The sequence below is a fragment of the Methylobacterium nigriterrae genome, from assembly GCF_037106235.1.
Taxonomy (GTDB): domain Bacteria; phylum Pseudomonadota; class Alphaproteobacteria; order Rhizobiales; family Beijerinckiaceae; genus Methylobacterium; species Methylobacterium nigriterrae.
This window is the reverse complement of sequence record NZ_JBAWTG010000002.1, coordinates 1-15,331: the sequence shown is the minus strand read 5'-3', so window position 1 is coordinate 15,331 and position 15,331 is coordinate 1. Positions and strand designations below refer to the sequence as shown.

11 protein-coding genes are annotated in these 15,331 nt (G+C 69.1%); 5 read left to right on the top strand and 6 right to left on the bottom strand.

Annotated elements, in window-relative coordinates; genetic code table 11:
* Positions 1–47: 47 nt before the first annotated feature.
* Positions 48–2,198 (bottom strand): flagellar biosynthesis protein FlhA, encoded by a 2,151-nt coding sequence (gene flhA, locus WDW90_RS01650; RefSeq protein ID WP_336485523.1) that lies wholly within the window; start codon positions 2,196–2,198, stop codon positions 48–50.
* Positions 2,199–2,358: 160 nt separating this feature from the next.
* Between flhA and WDW90_RS01645 the strand changes: the two genes are divergently transcribed.
* Together WDW90_RS01645 and WDW90_RS01640 are read left to right on the top strand one after the other, a co-directional pair.
* Entirely contained in the window at positions 2,359–2,718 is a 360-nt protein-coding gene (locus WDW90_RS01645; protein ID WP_336485522.1) for a hypothetical protein, read from the top strand.
* Between the two features lie 37 nt (positions 2,719–2,755).
* Positions 2,756–3,493 carry a hypothetical protein gene (locus WDW90_RS01640; RefSeq protein ID WP_336485521.1) on the top strand — a complete coding sequence of 246 codons (738 nt, stop codon included), beginning with the start codon at positions 2,756–2,758 and terminating at the stop codon, positions 3,491–3,493.
* Positions 3,494–3,599: 106 nt separating this feature from the next.
* On the opposite strand, the gene WDW90_RS01635 is transcribed toward WDW90_RS01640, so the two are convergent.
* The 4 genes from WDW90_RS01635 to WDW90_RS01620 all read right to left on the bottom strand — a co-directional run bounded on the left by WDW90_RS01635 (position 3,600) and on the right by WDW90_RS01620 (position 8,991).
* Complete coding sequence (locus WDW90_RS01635; protein WP_336485520.1) at positions 3,600–4,841, bottom strand: KpsE/RkpR family capsule polysaccharide export protein; 1,242 nt, start codon at positions 4,839–4,841, stop codon at positions 3,600–3,602.
* Positions 4,842–4,923: 82 nt separating this feature from the next.
* A complete protein-coding gene (locus tag WDW90_RS01630) occupies positions 4,924–5,577 on the bottom strand; it encodes an ABC transporter ATP-binding protein (protein ID WP_336485519.1) in 654 nt (217 codons plus the stop codon).
* Between the two features lie 217 nt (positions 5,578–5,794).
* A complete protein-coding gene (locus WDW90_RS01625; RefSeq protein WP_336485518.1) occupies positions 5,795–7,219 on the bottom strand; it encodes an HlyD family type I secretion periplasmic adaptor subunit in 1,425 nt (474 codons plus the stop codon).
* A 17-nt stretch (positions 7,220–7,236) separates the two neighbouring features.
* Entirely contained in the window at positions 7,237–8,991 is a 1,755-nt protein-coding gene (locus WDW90_RS01620; RefSeq protein WP_336485517.1) for a type I secretion system permease/ATPase, read from the bottom strand.
* A 741-nt stretch (positions 8,992–9,732) separates the two neighbouring features.
* On the opposite strand from WDW90_RS01620, the gene WDW90_RS01615 reads away from it, so the two are divergent.
* From WDW90_RS01615 to WDW90_RS01605, 3 genes are all read left to right on the top strand, one after another.
* Positions 9,733–10,047: a helix-turn-helix domain-containing protein gene (locus tag WDW90_RS01615; protein WP_336485516.1), complete on the top strand. Its 315-nt coding sequence runs from the start codon at positions 9,733–9,735 to the stop codon at positions 10,045–10,047.
* 568 nt (positions 10,048–10,615) lie between these two features.
* Positions 10,616–13,696 carry a rhamnan synthesis F family protein gene (locus tag WDW90_RS01610; RefSeq protein ID WP_336485515.1) on the top strand — a complete coding sequence of 1,027 codons (3,081 nt, stop codon included), beginning with the start codon at positions 10,616–10,618 and terminating at the stop codon, positions 13,694–13,696.
* Positions 13,697–13,733: 37 nt separating this feature from the next.
* Positions 13,734–15,215: a glycosyltransferase gene (locus tag WDW90_RS01605; protein WP_336485514.1), complete on the top strand. Its 1,482-nt coding sequence runs from the start codon at positions 13,734–13,736 to the stop codon at positions 15,213–15,215.
* Between the two features lie 13 nt (positions 15,216–15,228).
* On the opposite strand, the gene WDW90_RS01600 is transcribed toward WDW90_RS01605, so the two are convergent.
* On the bottom strand, positions 15,229–15,331 hold a 103-nt coding region (locus tag WDW90_RS01600), incomplete at its 5' end, for a hypothetical protein (protein ID WP_336485753.1).

Genomic DNA, 15,331 nt, shown 5'->3' with positions numbered 1-15,331 from the left:
CGTCCGGACCTTCCCGATCGCGGTCCCGCCGCCGCGCTGAGGCGCCTTCACACCGAGCCGACCGTGCGCAGCCGCGCCCGCGGGTGGATCTCGGCCTGGCTCATCACCGGCGTCTCCCGGCGGAAGCGCTCGATGATCGAGCGCACGAAGGGCCGGGCCTGCACCGACGTGACGAGAACCGGCATCTCGCCCATGCGGGCGGCGGTCTCGAAGCGGTCCCGCACCGTGTTGACGAATTCGGACAGTTTCGAGGGCTGCATGGCGAGGTAGCGCTCGTCGCGCTCGCCGACGATCGATTCGAGGAAGGCCTGCTCCCAGGCCGGCGACAGGGTGATGATCGGCAGCATGCCGTCCGGGCCCTGGTACTGCGCGCAGATCTGGCGGCCGAGGCGGGCGCGCACGTGCTCGACGATGTCGCGCGGGTTCTTCACCGAGCCCGCGACCTCCGCGACGCCCTCGATGATCGACCCGAGATCGCGGATCGAGACCCGCTCGGAGAGCAGGAACTGCAGCACGCGCTGGATGCCGGTCGTCGAGATCTGGCTCGGCACCACCTCCTTGAGGAGATCGGCATGCTCCTTGGAGAGTTCCTTGAGGAGCTTCTGCACCTCGACGTGGTTCAGGAGCTCCGACACATGCGCCTTGATGATCTCGGTGAGGTGCGTCGAGACCACCGTCGCGGCATCCACCACCGTGTAGCCCTTCAGCTGGGCCTGGTCGCGCAGACTGGCGTCGATCCAGGTCGCGGGCAGCCCGAAGGTCGGCTCCAGCATGTGCTGGCCGGGAAGCTGGACCTGGCCGCCCATCGGGTCCATCGCCATGAACTGGCCGGGGAAGATCTGGCCGGTACCGGCCTCGATCTCCTTCACCCGGACCACGTAGGCGTTCGAATCGAGCTGGACGTTGTCGAGGATGCGCACCGAGGGCATCACGAAGCCGAGCTCGGCCGCGAGCTGGCGGCGCAGCGCCTTGATCTGGTCGGTGAGCCGGTCCTGCCCCTCGCCGTTGACGAGGGCCAGCAGGGCGTAGCCCATCTCGAGCTTGAGGTCGTCGAGCTTGAGGAGATCGGTGACCGTCTCCTCCTTCGGCCCGGCCGCGCCCCCGGCCTCGACCGACGCGCCCTCGCTCGCGGGCGGCGCCTCGCGGTTCGTCTTGGCGATCCGCCACGCGGCGTAGCCGGAGCCGCCGGCCAGCGCCAGGAAGGGCAGCATCGGCATGCCGGGCAACAGCGCGATCAGCACCATGACGCCCGACGACATGCCGAGCGCCTTCGGGTAGTTGGCGAGCTGCCTGCCGAGCGCCTTGTCGGCCGATCCCTTCACGCCCGCCTTCGACACGAGGATGCCGGCAGCCGTCGAGACGATCAGGGCGGGCACCTGGGACGCGAGGCCGTCGCCGATCGTGAGCAGCGTGTAGCTCTTGGCGGCCGCGCCGAAATCGAGGCCCTGCTGGGCCACCCCGATGATGATGCCGCCCACCACGTTGATGAAGGTGATCAGCAGCGCGGCCACCGCGTCGCCGCGGACGAACTTCGAGGCGCCGTCCATGGCGCCGAAGAAGGAGGATTCCTCCTCGAGCGCCGAGCGCCGGGCCTTGGCGGTCTTCTCGTCGATGAGGCCGGCCGAGAGATCGGCGTCGATCGCCATCTGCTTGCCCGGCATCGCGTCGAGGGTGAAGCGCGCGGCGACCTCGGCGATGCGGCCGGAGCCCTTCGTGATCACGACGAAGTTCACGATGATCAGGATCGCGAAGACGATGATCCCGATGACGAAGTTGCCCCCCATCACGAAGTTGCCGAATGCCTCGATGACGTGGCCGGCCGCGGCCGTGCCCTCGTGCCCGTGCCCGAGGATGAGCCGCGTCGAGGCGAGGTTGAGCGCCAGCCGCAGCATGGTCGCCATCAGCAGCAGCGTCGGGAAGACCGTGAACTCGAGCGGGTTGTCGATGAACAGCCCCGTCATCATGATCAGGACCGAGAGGATGATCGAGACGGCGAGCAGCAGGTCGAGCAGGATCGCCGGCAATGGGAAGATGAGCACCACGAGGATGCCCATCACGGCGGTGGCGAAGAACAGGTCCGTGCGCTTCGTCAGGGCCTGAAGGTCGCTGCGGCCCGGCAGCGCGAAGCCCCCGAGGCCTGCAAGCCTCGGACCCGCGAGCCCCGGACCGGAACTCGGCACCGTTGCCGTATCGCTCATCAGGTTCGCATCCCGCCGACGCACACCAAGGACCCGGCAAGATTTGCCGGGCATAGGGTTAGCGTTGCGTTAACCGGAGCCGCCCCCGCTCAAGCTGGAACCCGGGCCGGACCCCGCCGCTTGAACGGACACGATCCTGCAACCGCATCGAGGTCCTTCCATGCGCATGTCTCTGGCACTCGCCGCCTTCCTGACCGTCGCCGGGGGCGGGTTCGCGGCTGCCCAGACGACCGGCCAGACCACGGGCACGGCGACCACGACGGCGCCCGACGCCAAGGCGGATGCGAAGGCCGACACCAACATCGACGCCGCGCCGCACGGCGCCGCCGGCCAGAAGCTCGAGCCCGGCGCCAACAGCTTCACCGAGGGCCAGGTGAAGGCGCGCTTCGAGAAGATGGGTTTCGGCGAGATCAAGAACTTGACGAAGGACGATCAGGGCATCTGGCGCGGCAAGGCCGTTCATGCCGGCAAGGAGGTCAGCGTCGGCATGGACTACAAGGGCAACGTCGCCGCGCAATAGCCCCGATCGAGCCAGGCATCAGTTGGAGAAACGCATCATGGCGACACGAGCCATCACCGCCCTGTTCGACGATTACGACGACGCCGCGCGCGCCGTCGACAAGCTCGAGGCCGAGGGCATCCCGCACGGGGACATCAGCATCGTGGCGAGCAACGAGGGGGACCGTCATGCCGGGCGCCTGACGGATGAGGTCGGCACCCCCTCGCGCCCGGGCCTGGGCGAGGAGAGCGACGCCGCCGACGGTGCCGGGACGGGTGCGACCCTCGGCACGGTCCTGGGCGGGGGCGCCGGGCTCCTGGCGGGCCTCGGCCTCCTGGCCATCCCGGGGGTCGGCCCGGTGGTGGCGGCGGGCTGGCTCGTCGCCGCGGTCACCGGCGCGGGCGTCGGTGCGGCGACCGGCGGTCTCCTCGGCGCGCTCACGGGAGCGGGCCTGAGCGAGCATGAGGCGGAGACCTATGCGGAGGGCGTCCGGCAGGGCGGCACGCTCGTCACGGTCCGGGCCGACGAGGCGCGGGCCGACAGGGTCATGGCGCTCCTCAACGAGCACGGCTCGATCGACCTCGACGAGCGCGCCCAGAACTGGCGCGCTCAGGGCTGGACCGGCGGCACGGCGCGGCCGGCAACGGAGGAGATCGGATCGACCGCGATCGGAGCGGCGGGCTCGACCACGACCGGCCTCGACACCGAGAGCGGCCATACCCTGTTCCCGGCCGACCAGGGGCGGATGCCGGGAAGCGCGGGCTCGAAGCGGACGCTCGATCCGACCGGGCGCTGAGCGACCGGCGGACAGCATCGGCGCGCCGCCCGGCTCCCGGTGCGCGCCCCGCAAAAGCGCGGATCGGGTGGGGTACGGGATCCGTCTCGGCGCCGTATCCCCGCTCTCACACCATCTGCTTGCGGGCGAACAGGGCGCCGGCGAAGATCACGGCCGAGCCCGCCGCGATCAGGCTGATCATCAGGAGCGTGCGGGGCTGCTGGGCCGACTGCGCCAGGACAGGCTCCACGATCAGGCTGAAGAACTCGATCTGGCGGGCCGCGATGATACGGGCCCGCTCGCTCGCGGCCAGCACCTTGGCATAGTACTTCTCCGCGTCCTTGCGCTCGTTCTCCAGCGTCTCGAAGCGGGTCAGCGCATCGGAGAGGAGGCGCTTCTGCTCGGGATCCTGGCTGGCGGATTGGCGCTCGATCCGGGCGATGTTGTCGTCGAGGTCCTTGATCTGCGTCTTCAGGTCGAGGATGCGGCGTGATTCGGGGCCGAGATCGCGCTGGGCCAGGGTGAGCTGGACCGCGAGGTTGATCCGCGCCGTGCGCAACTCCTGGATGATTTTGAGGTTGGTCTCGTTCGTCTTCTGCGCGTCGAGCACGCCCTCGCGGTTGCGCAGATCGCGTGTCGCGATGCGGATCTTGGTCAGGCGCTCCTCGGCGAGCTTCAACTCGCGGTTGCTCTCGGCAACCGCATCATTGCGCGCCGTCGCGCTGAGCGCATTCACCATGCGCTCGCTCTCCTTCAGGATCGCCCGCGTGATCGCGAGCGACTCCGCCGGGTCGAAGGCGTTGACGCTGAGCGTCATGATCCCCGAGCCCTGCTCGATCTCGACGTCGACGCGGCTGCGCCAATACTTCAGGAATTTCTCGATCGGCTTCTCAGGATTGAAGCGCGACAGGTAGTCGATGCTCGCGCGGGTGAACATGTCCCGGAGCGGCATCTCGCCCGATACGGCCTCGATCATCGGCCGGCTCAGGATGTAATTGTAGGTGATCAGGGTGTCCTGGGCGACCATCTGGTGGGGCACGCCGCTGTTGGTGCCGACCGAGTCCGGGCTCGCCTTCTCGACGGAGCCGATGGCCGGCCGCAGGGCGAAGCGCGCCTCCGTCACGTAGCGGTCCGAGGCGATCAGGCCGTAATAGATCATGCCGATCAGCGTGGGCAGGACGAAGCAGAGCCCGAACAGGATCGGGACCCAGGGATCGCTCTTCACGTGGCTCGGATAGGAGCGGATGCCCTTCTTGCGGTCGGCGAAGCGCGACAGCCGCGCGATCTGGCGCAGGGAATCGGCCACGGCTGCCGACCGGTCCGCGGTAGTGAGCGGCTGGCCCTGCGGATTGCGGATCTCGACGGTCATCGGTCCTGGTGGTTCCGTTGCCTGCGGGGCAGGCATCCTCGATGCCCTGTGGCACCCTCGCGCGGCAAAACCGTGTCCGTTCTCACGCGTTGAGGCGGCGATACACCTCGATCGCGTCGTTGACGTCCTCGTAGATGATGGCGCGGCCGTTGAGCAGCACGATGCCCTGACTGCACCAGGACCGGATCGTCTCCATGTCGTGCGAGACCATGATCACGTCCGCGGTCTCGCGTCGCGAGGCGAAGACCTCGTTGCAGCGTTTGGCGAAGCGCGCGTCGCCGACAGCCGTCACCTCGTCGATGAGGTAGCAGTCGAAGGGGATCGCCATGCTCATCCCGAAGGCGAGGCGCGCGCCCATGCCCGATGAGTAGGTTCGGATCGGCACGTCGAGGTAGCTGCCGAGCTCGGCGAAATCCTCCACGAATTCGAGCACGCGCCGGGGATCCTCCCCGTAGATGCGAGCCACGAAGATCACGTTGTCGCGCCCCGTCATCTGCGGGTGGAAGCCGCCGCCGAAGCCGAGCGGCCACGATACGCGCAGCCCCCGCTTGATGCGCCCGCTCGTCGGTTCCTCCGTCCCGCCGATCAGCCGCATGGTGGTGGATTTGCCGGCGCCGTTGATGCCCAGGATGCCGTAGCTGATGCCGGGTTTGAGCGTCAGCGAGACCCGTTCCAGGATGGTGCGGCGATGGCCGTCCGTCCGGTAGATCTTGGTGACGTTCTCGAAGCGGATCACGGACGCAAGCTCACTCCCGGCGCCGCCGGCGCCCCAGGCAGCGAGTGCCGGGCGAAAGCGGCGAATCTGAGGATGAGGGGGAGGCCCCGCACAGGTGCCGGCGGCGTCGTGCCCGGAGCGGGATGGGCCGCCGATTGCGCCGGCCCTGCACGCCGTCGAGGGGACGTCCCATCAGTCTGCGGGCGCCCGCGATCTCCGATGCGGCCGGCCGACGGCCTCAATGCTCGTTGAACGAGCGCCCCATCGCTTCGAAGAACGGCGAGACGATGTAGCTCAGGGCGGTGCGCTCGCCGGTCGTGATGACGACCTCGGCCGGCATGCCGGCCACGAGGCGGTCCTTCATCATGTCGGGGATCTGCAGCTTGCTGATCTCGACGATGCCCAGGAAGTACGGCTGCCGCGTCGTCTCGTCGATCAGGCGATCGCGCGAGACGGTTTCGAGATTGCCCAGGATCGTCGGGATCCGGCGCGAGTGGAAGGTCGGGAACTTGATCTCGGCCGGCATGCCGGCATGCACCGTCTCGAGGTCGTTGGGCGCGAACTGCACGTGCACGACGAGCTTGTCATCGGTCGGCACGATCTCCATCAGGGGCTCGCCCGAGCGGATGACCTGGCCGACCGTGTAGACCTTCAGCGCCTGCACCACGCCGCTGCGCGGCGCCTTCACCTCGAGGCGCTTCAGCACGTCCTGCGCCACGGAGAGCTTCTCGCGGAGTTCCGAGATCTTCTGGCGCGCCTCGAGAAGTTGGCCGGCCACGTCCTCCTGGAACTTCTGCTTGATCTGCGTGATCTGCAGGCCCGCCTCTCCGATGCCGTTCTGCGCCTTGGCGGCGTCGGCCATCGAGCGGCCGATCACGCCCTCGAGCCGGGTGCGCTCGCGCTCCATCACGAGAAGGCGCGAGAGCGGGATGAGGTTCTTCTCGCGCAGGGAGCGCAGGCCCGTCAGCTCCTGGTTGATGAAGCCGACCTGCTCCTCCACCGAGGCCTTCTCGACCGCGAGGCCCTTGATCTCGGTGTTGAGCTGCGTGACGCGCGCTTCGAGCAGCTCGATCTGGCCCTTGAGGGAGGCCTGCCGCTCCTTGAACTGGTTCGTCTGGTCGCTGATCACCCGAGCGACGAAGGGCTCGTCGCGGCGGGCGACGATCTCTTGCGGCAGTTCCGGCGCACGAGCCCCGTCCCGCTCCGCCATCAGACGCGCTTCGAGAACCAGAGTCGCGTCGAGCTGGCCCCGGAACAGGTCGACGCTCGCCCGTGACTGAACCGGGTCGAGGCGGAGCAGCGTCTCTCCCTGCTGGACGGTCTGCCCCTCCTTGACCAGGATCTCCCGGACCATGCCGCCCTCGTAGTGCTGGACGACCTTGCGGCTGTTCTCGACCGTGATCGTGCCCGGGCTCACCACGGCACGGTCGAGCCGCGCCACCGCGGCCCAGGCGCCCATCACCCCGAAGGTCGAGAAGATCAGCGCGTAGCCCGCGATGGCGTGGTGCTTCCAGGTGGTCAGGCGCGGCGGCTGGCGCAGCGCGTTGGCAACGGCCGCGGAGGAGCCGGCCGGCTCGCCGACGGGCTCGCGCACCCGCTCGATCGCGGTTTTCAGGGTCTCGACGCTCGGGAGCGAAATCTTCGCCGGAAGCTTGATCTTCATCACCGTCTACCTGGCCTTCAACCTGCTGCCCGCTGGCCTTCCATGCCGAGCCGTCCCGCCGGCGCTCCGGCAACGGCCGGTGCGGGCGTCGGGACGACCCGCGGGCCGGCGACGCGGCCGAGGATCTCCTCGCGGGGCCCGTAGGCCTGCACGGTGCCGCTGTTCATGACCAGGACGGCGTCGACCGCGGTCAGGATGTTCACCTTGTGGGTCACGATCATGATCGTCGTGCCCATGCGCTTGAGCTCCTGCACCGCCTGCATCAGTGCCTCCTCGCCCGCGGCGTCGAGGCTCGCGTTCGGCTCGTCGAGCACGATGAAGCTCGGGTTGCCGTACATGGCGCGCGCGAGCGCGATGCGCTGGCGCTGGCCGCCGGAGAGCGCCTGCCCGCCGATGCCGATCTGGGTGTTGTAGCCGTCCGGCAGCGACTGGATCAGCTCGTGGCAGCCCGCCTTCTGGGCGACCGCGATCACCGCCGCCTCGTCGATCTCCTCGAAGCGGGCGATGTTCTGGGCGACGGTCCCCGCAAAGAGCTCCACGTCCTGGGGCAGGTAGCCGATATGGCGGCCGAGCGCCTGCGGGTCCCAGTGCGACAGGTCGGACCCGTCGATCCGGAGCGATCCGCCGATGATCGGCCAGACGCCCGTGACGGCGCGCGCGAGGCTCGACTTGCCGGCCGCGCTCGGGCCGACGACGCCGACGATCGTGCCGGGTGCCAGCCGGAAGCTGACGCCGCGGACGATCGCCTGCTGCTTGCCCGGCGCCGTCACCACGAGGTTCTCGGCGTCGATCTGCCCCTTCGGCCGGGGCAGGTTCATGCGCTCGGGCTCGGGCCCCGCGAGCTCGATCAGGCGCACGAGGCGGCCGTAGCTCGCCCGCACCGCCGTGAAGCCCTTCCAGTTCGCCACGAGCAGCTCGACGGGCGCGAGCGCGCGCCCGATGATGATCGAGGCGGCGATCATGGAGCCCGGCGAGATCTCCCGGTGGATCGCAAGGTAGGCGCCGACGCCGAGGATCAGCGTCTGCAGGAACATCCGGACGAACTTCGTCGACGCGACGATCAGGCCGGCGCGATCGCTCGCCACTGCCTGGAGGGCGAGAACCTCGCGGTGGCGATGGCCCCAGAGGCTGCGCAGCGCGCCGAGCATGCCCATGGCCTGCAGCACCTCGCCGTTGCGGAAGGTCGCCTGCGCGTATTGCCCGGCCGCGTTCGAGGCTTGGCCTGCTGCCGCGAGCTCGCGCTTCGTCACGACCTCGTTGAGGATGGTGAGAGCGAAGATCACGAGGCCGCCGATGATCGCCATCCAGCCGAACCAGGGATGCAGGATGAAGCAGGCCAGCAGGAAGATCGGCGTCCAGGGCGCGTCGCAGAAGGCGAGGAGGCCGCTGCCGGTCAGGAACTCGCGCACCGCATCGACATCGCGCAGCGCGACGGCGTGCCCGCCCTCGGGATTGCGCAGGTTGCCCCGGTGGACCGCTCCGAAGATCGGGCTCGCGATCTTCTCGTCGAACAGGATGCCACCGCGCACGAGCAGGCGCGAGCGAAGCATTTCGAGAAGCGCATAGACGACAAGAGCGAACGCAGCGATGACCGTGATGCCGACCAAGGTGGTTTCGTTGCGGCTGCCGAGCACGCGATCGTAGATCTGCAGCATGTACAACGGGCTGACGAACATCAGCAAGTTGATGAAGAAGCTGAATACGATGGCGGTGACGAAGACCGGCCGCGTCGCCTTGATGCCGTCCTTCAATATCGAAGGTCCTGCGCCCATGCCCCTAGTGCTCATTCTGTGGACCTATGGCGATCGACGACACGTCGAAGGATTCAGAGTGTACGAAGGATTAAGGTTTGCTGAACGCACAAACGGACAAGCTTGGCCGGACTGCAATCTTTCCTTCGCCAGATACCGAAAAACTGAGTTCTCCGGAGCGCCGACAAGCAGCCGCAGCCTTGAAAAGTGGCTGCCGGTCGGGTCGACTGACCTAACAGAATGTTCGCTTTATGACCATACCCCACAGGGATTTGATCACGTTTCCGCCAGCCCTGGTAGCCATGGTTCGATCTTTGTCTCTCAGGAGCAACAGCGGGCGGTCGCCTCGCCCGTTCAGGTCCGCCGGACCCTCCGTTCGGCGCTGCCTTCAGCTAGGCTGCTCGTCGAAAAATGCAACAAGCGGTTGATTCTTGCTTCGACTATGCCGGCGCCGCTCGATGGGCTTCCGGTCCAGCTCTGCGGTTGGCATGGGTGGCGGCGCTGCCGTCGCGGTACCCTTCCGACGAATCGGGCCTGGCGGCGCGGGTGTACCGCGTCGGCGCGTTCCGGATTGCGCATCGGGAACACAACCCGAAATTGCATAAAGACAAGTCGTTTCAATCGTCTAAGCGACGATGACCGCGCGCGAAAGTCGGTGCGAAAGGCACTTGGGACTGGACGCACTCGGCAGAAGATGTATAGGCTTCACTGTTCAGTTTTGAGGGTGTGCTTCTCGCCGCCCGTGTCGGGCTTAGAAGATCCATGTACGCGCATCAGCAACGGCTCGCCTCGGAAGAGGTCCAAGGGCTGCGCCGCGAGGGCGGGCGCTGGCTTCGGGAGTTGCGGGAGGCGCGTGGTCTCTCGCAGCGGCAATTGGCTGCGCTGATCGGAGCGGAATACTATACCTTCGTCTCGCAGCTCGAGACTGGCCGCGGTCGCATCCCGCCGGACCGCTATCGGATCTGGGCCGAAGCTCTCGGTCTCGACGCGGCCGAGTTCGTGCAGACCCTGATGCAGTTCTACGATCCCGTCACGCACGAGATCCTGTTCGGGGAGTCCGAGACCAGAAGCGCCTGAATCGCCGAGCAGGTCCTTCGCTGGTCCGAGAGGGGTTCGCTGCGCGATCTCCTGTCGTCGGACCGCGACGGGCCGGTTGCCCCGATCTCGCATTCGGGGCACATCACTCTGCCGGCGCCCCGAGCAAATGGGCGAGAGCCGGTGAGGGATCTCAGCGCGACGCATGGTCATCGTTCTGCTCGATCGGCAGACATTGCGGTCCGGATCGCGACGGCGCGGCGTCGGCCATGATTGCCTCTGACGCGCCGAAGCCCGTCCTCGCCGCGACGATGCCGAAACAGGTCGCGGCAGCGCAACGGTTGTCGGCCGTGCGGGGTGGCGCCGGCCGCATTCACCTGCCGCGAAGCCTCACCCCGGTCCGGCGCCTCGACGTGAACGGGACACCACAGGTGCGGGCGTCACGCAGGATGAACCCCGGATTCCGGGAATTCCGGGACATCGCTGCCGGATCCGATACGAGCGCGCTGCACGTTGACGGGCCAAGCGGACGCCGGCCTCGCCGTGCCGGCATGGCCGCCCGCGTGGTTCGACCTGTCGGCTCCGCGAGCGGAAGGTAACCGAAGCGCGCATGCCGATCCGGGTTCGCCGATCCCCCGCCGCCGCGGCCGTCGCGCGGCTCGCCGCGCCGGCCGCGGCGAAGCGGCGGGCCAGGCTGCGCGCGGCCGAGTGCGAGCGCGTGGCGCGATCCGGGCTGTTCGATGCCGCTTGGTACCTCGAGCGCTACGAGGACGTGCGGACCGCCGGGCTCGACCCGCTCCGCCATTTCTGTCTCTGGGGTGCGCGGGAGGGTCGCTGGCCGCATCCCTTGTTCCACGCCGACTGGTACCTCGCCGCGTACCCGGACGTGGAGGCCGCCGGCGCGAACCCGCTGCTTCACTATCTCGATCACGGTGTCGGCGAGGGGCGGCGGCCGAACCCGCTGTTCGATCCCACCTGGTACGCGCGCGCCAATTCGGGCGACGCGGAGGCAGCCGCCGACCCGCTCGTCCATTATGCCCGCCACGGCGGGACACGCCTCAGCCCGTCGGAGAATTTCGATCTTGCGGGCTACCTGGCCGAGAATCGCGACGCGGTCCCGGCGGGCATGTCGGCCCTGGAGCATCGCTTCCGGCAAACACAGGCAGGGGACACGGATGGCGCCGGTCGGATGCCGGATCGTGCGTTGCGTCGGACGATGGAGATCATCCGGGAATCCGGCCTGTTCGACGCGGCATGGTACGCCGCGCGCTATCCCGAGGCCGTGACGGGGACCGGCGATGCTCTGAGGCATTTCGTGACCCGCGGCGCGGCGGCGGGCCACCGCCCGAATCCGGTCTTCGATACCGACTGGTACACGCGATCTTACCCCGAATCGGTTCGGGCGGGCATGAATCCGCTCCGGCACTACATCGCCCGCGGCCTTGCCTCGGACCTGCGGCCCTCTCCGCTGTTCGATCCCGCGTGGTATCGCGCCTCCTATCCGGACGCCGCCGCCGTGCCGCCGTCGCGTGGCGGCCTGCTTCGGCATTTTCTGGACCAGGGCGGCGCGCGCACGAGCCCCTCGGTCCACTTCGACGCGCTCCGGTACGAGCCGGCGGAGGAGGCGAGCCCCGGCCTGGACAATCCACTCGCACACTACGTCGAGCGGGGCCGTTCCGAAGGGCGCGCCGTCCGAAGCCTCGACCCGGCCTTCGAGACGCGGCGCCGGGCCGCGGGGGCCCGCATGGTCTGTCTGCGACGCGCCGAGGCCTTCGCGGACGAGGCCGCACTCCTCGTCACGCACGCGCCGAACGGCCTGATCAAAGGCCATGTCGAGCCTTACGCCGCCGCGCTCGCAGCGGCCGGCATCGACGTGGTGCTGGTCGTGGCAGCCGATCAGGCGAGCACCGGCATCCCGCGCTCGCTGCTCGATCGCTGCTCCGCCGTCTACCTGCGCGAGAATGCTGGGTTCGACTTCGCGGCCTGGGCGCATGTCCTGCAGGAGGAAGAGCGCCTGTCCGACAGCGCGATCCTCTATCTCCTCAACGACAGCCTGCTCGGCCCCGCGCCGGGACCGGACTTCCCGCGCCTGCTCGATCGGATCCGCGCATCGGACGACGACATCGTCGCGGCGACCGACAGCCACGAGCATGGCTGGCACCTTCAGAGCTTCTTCCTGGCCGTGAAGCGGCGAGCCCTGTCGAGCTGGGCCCTGCAAGGCTTCCTGCACGACATCGCCGTCCTCGACGACAAGACCGAGGTCATCGAGCGCTACGAGCTGGCCTTCGCGAGCCGGATGCGCGCGGCAGGCCTGCGCTGCCGGGCCCTGTTCCCGAGCGCGCCCGGCGACGGCAACCGCTCGATGTTCGCGTGGAGGAGCCTGACGGAGCAGGGCTTCCCCTTCATCAAGGCCTCTCTCGTCGCGGGCGCTTACGCGGATCTCGGCGGCGAGGCCGCGAAGGCCTGGGTCGCGGCGCAGGGCATCGACCGCACCGCACGCGATGCCGCGGTGCGCAGCGACCCGAAGGTCTGGGGCCGCCTCGAGCCGGTCGCGGCCGCGCCGCGCGAGCCCATCCGGGTCGGCTTCTACGGGCCCTGGAACGTCGCGAGCGGTCTCGGTGCGGCGAGCCGCAGCTACGTCTCGGCCCTGCGGCGAACCGGTCTCGCCTGCGCCTTCCACCCGGTCAAGCCGCCCTGGGGCACGCATCAGCGCACGGCGCCGAGCTGCACGGCCCGCGACTTCGCCGGTCCCCCGGACGTCGCCCTGGTGCATCTCAACCCGGAAGCCTGGGACGTGATGCTGACCGGCGGGCAGAGGCAGGAGATCGGGGCCGCGACGCGGCGCGTCGGATTGTACGTCTGGGAAACCTCGATCGTGCCGGACCACTGGATGCGGGGTTTGAGCGAGGTCGACGCGATCCTGGCGCCGAGCACGTTCTGCGCCGACATCTTCCGGCAGTATACCGACCGCCCCATCGATGTCGTGCCCTACGTCGTCGAGCCGGAGCGCCCCGATCCGATCTCGCGCGCTGCCGCCAAGCGGCTTCGGAGGACCTTCGGGCTCGACCCGGACCGGCGCATCGTCCTCTACATCTTCGACGGGTCGAGCTATCTCGCCCGCAAGAACCCCTACGCGCTGATCCGCGCCTTCCGGGCCGCGGGGCTCGCGCGCCGCGGCTGGCAGCTGGTCCTCAAGACCAAGCACATCTTCCACGTGCGCAGCGAGGGCGAGGCCCTGACGCGGCTCGTCGGCGAGGAGCACGACACCGTGCTGATCGACCGTCCCCTGACGCGGGATCAGCTCGAAACCCTGCTCGGGCTCGCCGACATCTACGCCTCGCCCCATTCGTCCGAGGGGTTCGGCCTCACCATCGCCGAGGCCATGGCTTTCGGGAAAGTCGTCGTCGCGACCGATTACGGCGGGAGCCGCGACGTCCTCGATGCCGCCTGCGGCTTTCCCGTGCGAGCGACCGTCACCATGCTCGGTGAGGACAATGGGCCCTACCGGAGCGGCAGCCTGTGGGGCGAGGTCGACGAGGCGGAACTCGCTCGCGCCCTCGCGGCCGCCGCCGAGGCAGCCGCCGGACCGGGCGATCTCGGCCGTGCGGCGGCCGGGCGGATCCGGGCGCAGCTCTCGGCCGAGACGGTCGGGCGCAGCCTCGAGCGCCATGTCCGCGCCCTGTTCGCCTGAAGGACCCGCGCGCCGCGCGCCGACGAAGGATCGTTCCGTGCCGTTCCTCGACCGCGTCTTCACGAAGCCAGCGCTGCATCGTCCGGCCGGACCAGGCTGGTCCGGCGCCGTGTTGCCCCCCGATTTCGTGCCCGTCGCGCTCGACGAGCGCCTCGGTCCCCTCGACCCAGCGGCCTTGACCGCGATGGCGGAGGGCCCGGAGCGGATTCTCCTCGTGGCGCCTGCCGAGGCCGTCCTGCATCCGGACATTGCGAACGTTGTCCGGCGCGCCCTCGCAGAGAGACCGGATGCGGCCATCTTCTACGGGGACGAGATCCTGATCGGGGCCGGCGATGCGCTCACGACGTTCTGCAAGCCGGCCTTCAACCGGGCGCTCCTCGAAAGCACCGATTATATCGGCTTTCCGCTGATCCTGCGGGCCTCGGCCCTGAAGGCGATCGATCTCACCGTCGGCTGGCGGCGGGAGGGCGCGTGGTACGAGCTCGTCCTGCAGGCAGCGGCCGCCGGGCTGGCGGTCGCCCGGATCCCGCGCACGCTCCAGGCCTGCGCGGGCCCGCGCCGCGAAGCGCCGATCGCCGCCCGTCGCAAGGTGCTCGTGAAGAGCATGGACCGCCTGCAGGCGGACGTCGCGCTCCTGCCCGGGCGGGTCCCGGCGTCCCTGCGGACGCAGCGCCGGTTTGCCGATCACCCGGACGTGACGCTGATCGTGTCCGGCAAACATCGTGAGATGGATCAGGCGCTCGGGCTCGCCCGGATCCTGGAGGCGATCCGCCGAGGCCGCTGGCCGGCCGATCGCCTGGAGGTTCTCGTCGCCGACGGAGCCGACGTCGCCCCGGGCCGCGGCGATCCGATCCGCCTGCGCGAGGTCCCGCTCGCCGATCGCTCGAGCTCCGCGAGGCTGAACGGCCTTTGGCGCGCAGCCGAGACGGACTTCATCGTCTTTCTCGACGACGACCTGGAGCCCGGCACGCCCGACTGGCTCGATGCGCTCGTGAACTACGCGGCCGACCGCAGCGTCGGCGTGGTCGGCGCCCGCACGATCGATCGAGCGGGCCGCGTGGTGCAGGCGGGTCTCGTCGGTGATCCCGAGCAAGGGCTGTGCGCGTTGTGGCGGGGGCAGCCCGCCAGCGCCCCGACCTACGGCGACTGGGCATTGCTGCCGCGCGACTGCGCGATGGTCGGGGGCGGCATCCTCGCCACCCGGCGGGCGGTCCTGGACGCGGCGAACGGCTTCGATCCCGGCTTCTCGGGTCTCCTCGCGGAGGCGGATCTCTGCCTGCGCACGGGCCTTCTGGGCTACCGGACCGTCTACACGCCCTTCGCGGAGTTCGTCCGCCCGGCTCCGGACGACGTCCCGGTGCCGGGCTCGGAGATCGCCCGCTTCGTGCGACGCTGGCGCGACGTCCTCTACGACGATCCTGGCTCCAACCCGCAATTGCGGGTCGAGACCGGGGACCTGAAGCCCTTCGCTTCCGCGACGCGCTGGGTCGAGGATCTCCGCAACTCGAAGCCGGCCTGACGGCGCTGGCGATTTATCGTCCGTAGACGTCTTCGAGGCGGACGATATCGTCTTCTCCGGTGTAGGATCCGACCTGGACCTCGATCAGCTCGAGCGGGATCTTGCCCGGGTTGGTG

Coding starts and splice junctions, on each gene's coding strand:
- WDW90_RS01615 (WP_336485516.1), top strand. CDS start 9,733: ATGTACGCGCATCAGCAACGGCTCGCCTCGGAAGAGGTCCAAGGGCTG.
- WDW90_RS01645 (WP_336485522.1), top strand. CDS start 2,359: ATGCGCATGTCTCTGGCACTCGCCGCCTTCCTGACCGTCGCCGGGGGC.
- WDW90_RS01625 (WP_336485518.1), bottom strand. CDS start 7,219: ATGAAGATCAAGCTTCCGGCGAAGATTTCGCTCCCGAGCGTCGAGACC.
- WDW90_RS01635 (WP_336485520.1), bottom strand. CDS start 4,841: ATGACCGTCGAGATCCGCAATCCGCAGGGCCAGCCGCTCACTACCGCG.
- WDW90_RS01640 (WP_336485521.1), top strand. CDS start 2,756: ATGGCGACACGAGCCATCACCGCCCTGTTCGACGATTACGACGACGCC.
- WDW90_RS01610 (WP_336485515.1), top strand. CDS start 10,616: ATGCCGATCCGGGTTCGCCGATCCCCCGCCGCCGCGGCCGTCGCGCGG.
- WDW90_RS01620 (WP_336485517.1), bottom strand. CDS start 8,991: ATGGGCGCAGGACCTTCGATATTGAAGGACGGCATCAAGGCGACGCGG.
- flhA (WP_336485523.1), bottom strand. CDS start 2,198: ATGAGCGATACGGCAACGGTGCCGAGTTCCGGTCCGGGGCTCGCGGGT.